The sequence below is a fragment of the Mesorhizobium sp. M2C.T.Ca.TU.002.02.1.1 genome, assembly GCF_003997225.1.
This window is the reverse complement of sequence record NZ_RZTO01000802.1, coordinates 1-2,746: the sequence shown is the minus strand read 5'-3', so window position 1 is coordinate 2,746 and position 2,746 is coordinate 1. Positions and strand designations below refer to the sequence as shown.

Here is a 2,746-nt window from a genome sequence, read left to right as displayed (position 1 = left end):
CCATGAGCCTTATCCCTTCCATCGGCCTGCCCAAGGGCCGCGTTGGCCAGTTCACCGTCGACGGTGTCGCCGACGGCTATGAAGCGTTCGCCCTGGTTGAGACGGCACGGGAGATCGCGCCCGACAAGCCGGTGCTGTTCGTCGCGCGCGACGGCCAGCGGCTGCCGGCGATCATCGAGGCGCTCGCCTTTGCCGCACCCGGCCTGCCGGTGCTGGAATTGCCGGCCTGGGACTGCCTGCCTTACGATCGCGTTTCGCCCGGCGCCGATGCCGCCGCGCGGCGGCTCGACGCGCTTTCGGCCATGATCGCGCTGGCGAAGAAGCCACATCGCGCCGTGATCCTCACCACCGCCAACGCGCTCTTGCAGCGCATCCCGCCGGCCGAGCTGATCGAGGCGGTGATGGGCCAGTCGCTCGACGGCATGGCGGCCGAGCTCGATAAGATGGGCGACACGCTCGACGGCATCGAGGACCGCATCGTGTGCGACGCATGGCACAATGAGCGCCAGGCGCTGGTCGACGCGCGCCGGCAGCTGGTGCTGATCCACCGGCAGATGGCGACGCTCACCAGCCTCTTCCGCCACCTCGACCATTCGCATCGCAACGAGCTGCCCGACCCGATCAACGACATGGCGACACGTCTGTCGCACCGGGCGCACACGCTGCATCACGACGGCGAGCAGTTGCAGGCGCGCACGCGTCTCTTGCAGGACGAGCTGATGGCGAAGCTGAGCGAGCAGTCGAACCAGCTGCTCTATATCCTCTCCGTCATGACGGCGGTGCTGTTGCCGATGACCATCATCTCCGGCCTGTTCGGCATGAATGTCGGCGGGTTGCCGTTGGTCGACACGCCGCACGGCTTCTGGGTGGTGACGGCGATCTCGGTCGTCATCGCCGGCATTGTTTATAAGATCGTGCGGCGGCTGGGGCGCGTCTGAGGGCAGATGCCTTATCTTGTCGCGGGAGCCGCCTGGCGGATCTCGCGCCCCCTGAACATCGACCAGCTGTAGACCGCAAGCGCGGCCCAGATCAGCGCGAAGGCGATCGCCTGCGTCGTGCCGAACGGTTCGTCGAAGACGAGCACGGCGATCAGGAACACCATGGTCGGCGCGATATATTGCATGATGCCGATGGTGGAGAGGCGCAGCAGCCTTGCGCCGAAGGCAAAGAGCAGCAGCGGCACCGCGGTGACCGGACCGCAACCGATCAGCAGCGCGGTGTCGGCACCGGTGCTGGAGATGAAATGATCCTGGCCGGTGGCGATCAGGTAGACGATGTAGCAAAGCGCCGGCACCGAGAGCAAAAGCACTTCGAGCAGGAAACCCTGGCTCGGGCCGATCGGCAGCGTCTTGCGGAAGAAGCCGTAGGCGGCGAAGGAGAAGGCGAGCGCCAGCGACACCCAGGGCAGCTTTCCGGCCTCGACGGTAAGCACCGTCACCGCGATCGCGGCCAGCGCCACCGCGACGATCTGCAAGCGGTCGAGCCGCTCGCCGAGCAGCACCGCCCCAACGACGATCACCACCAGCGGATTGATGTAGTAGCCGAGCGCCGTCTCGACGGTGCGGCCGACGGAGATCGCCCAGACATAGATGCCCCAGTTGACCGAGATCAGCACGGCCGTCAGCGCGGCCATGGCAAGGCTTTTGGGCGAGCGGATCGCCGCCTTGAAGTCGGCGGTGCGGCCGGCCCAGATGAGCACCGCCGCCGCGATCGGCACCGACCAGACGACGCGGTTGGCGATCACCTCGGCAAGCGGCAGGTGCGCCACCGCCTTCATGTAGAAGGGTAAGAGCCCCCAAAGGAAATAGGCGCCAAGCGCCAGGAGGAAGCCGCGGCGACCCTTGGCGTCCTGATCGAGATCGGCTGTAGCGGTGACCATGGCCTAACGCTATGGCCCAGCGGACCGCCCAAGACCATCACAAAATTATGATGGATCAACGGACTTTTCGTGATGGTTCAAGGCGCCACGCGAGTTCCTCGCCCCACGCAGTGGGGAGAAGTAGCCCGGCGAAGCCGGGACGGAGAGGGGTCTTCGCGGCGGCCGGCAATTTACCGCTTCGGGATAAGTGTCTTTGTGACCAGCCTCGCACCCCTCCCCTGCATCGACTCTGGCTTCGCGGAGGGCGTCCCCCTCTCCGTCCCGGCTTCGCCGGGCTACTTCTCCCCCGCTTCGCGGGGGCGAGGAAAGAGGCTCTACTCCGCCGCCACCAGTCCCGCCATCTCGCGGTTCTTCATCAGCTTGTAGACGATCGAATCCATCAGCGCCTGGAAGGAGGCGTCGATGATGTTTTCCGAGACGCCGACCGTCCACCAGCGGGCGCCGGTGGAATCATGCGATTCGACCAGCACGCGGGTGATAGCCTCGGTGCCGCCGTTGAGGATACGCACCTTGAAGTCGGCGAGCTCGAGGTCGACGATCTCGCTCTGGTACTTGCCGAGGTCCTTGCGCAGCGCGATGTCGAGCGCGTTGACCGGGCCATGACCCTCGGCCACCGACATCTTCTCCTCGCCGTCGACCAGCACTTTCACGATCGCTTCCGAGACCGTCTTCAACTGGCCGTTGGCGTCGAATCGACGCTCGACCATGCAACGGAAGGAGGTAACGGTGAAGAATTCAGGCAGCCCATGCAGCATCTTGCGCGCCAAGAGCTCGAACGAGGCGTCGGCGCCTTCGTAGGCATAGCCTTCGGCCTCGCGTTCCTTGACCACCGCGATCAGGGAGTCGAGCCGATGATCGTCCCTGGGC

The 2,746-nt window shown here is 65.5% G+C and carries 2 protein-coding genes and 2 pseudogenes; 2 read left to right on the top strand and 2 right to left on the bottom strand.

Annotated elements, in window-relative coordinates; genetic code table 11:
- Positions 1 to 2: 2 nt before the first annotated feature.
- A pseudogene (locus EOD07_RS39245) lies at positions 3 to 380 on the top strand (transcription-repair coupling factor); the annotation flags it as partial.
- Positions 378 to 938, top strand: a pseudogene (locus EOD07_RS39240) (CorA family divalent cation transporter); the annotation flags it as partial. The pseudogenes EOD07_RS39245 and EOD07_RS39240, both read left to right, overlap by 3 nt.
- Before the next feature lie 11 nt (positions 939 to 949).
- Here the strand turns inward: EOD07_RS39240 and rarD are convergent.
- Positions 950 to 1,879: an EamA family transporter RarD gene (gene rarD, locus EOD07_RS29635; protein ID WP_040984541.1), complete on the bottom strand. Its 930-nt coding sequence runs from the start codon at positions 1,877 to 1,879 to the stop codon at positions 950 to 952.
- A 314-nt stretch (positions 1,880 to 2,193) separates the two neighbouring features.
- A partial coding sequence (locus EOD07_RS29630; protein WP_281059093.1) for an alpha-isopropylmalate synthase regulatory domain-containing protein occupies positions 2,194 to 2,746 on the bottom strand: 553 nt, incomplete at its 5' end.

What these genes read in the sequence shown, in the direction of transcription:
- rarD (WP_040984541.1), bottom strand. Translation starts at nt 1,879, where the DNA reads ATGGTCACCGCTACAGCCGATCTCGATCAGGACGCCAAGGGTCGCCGC.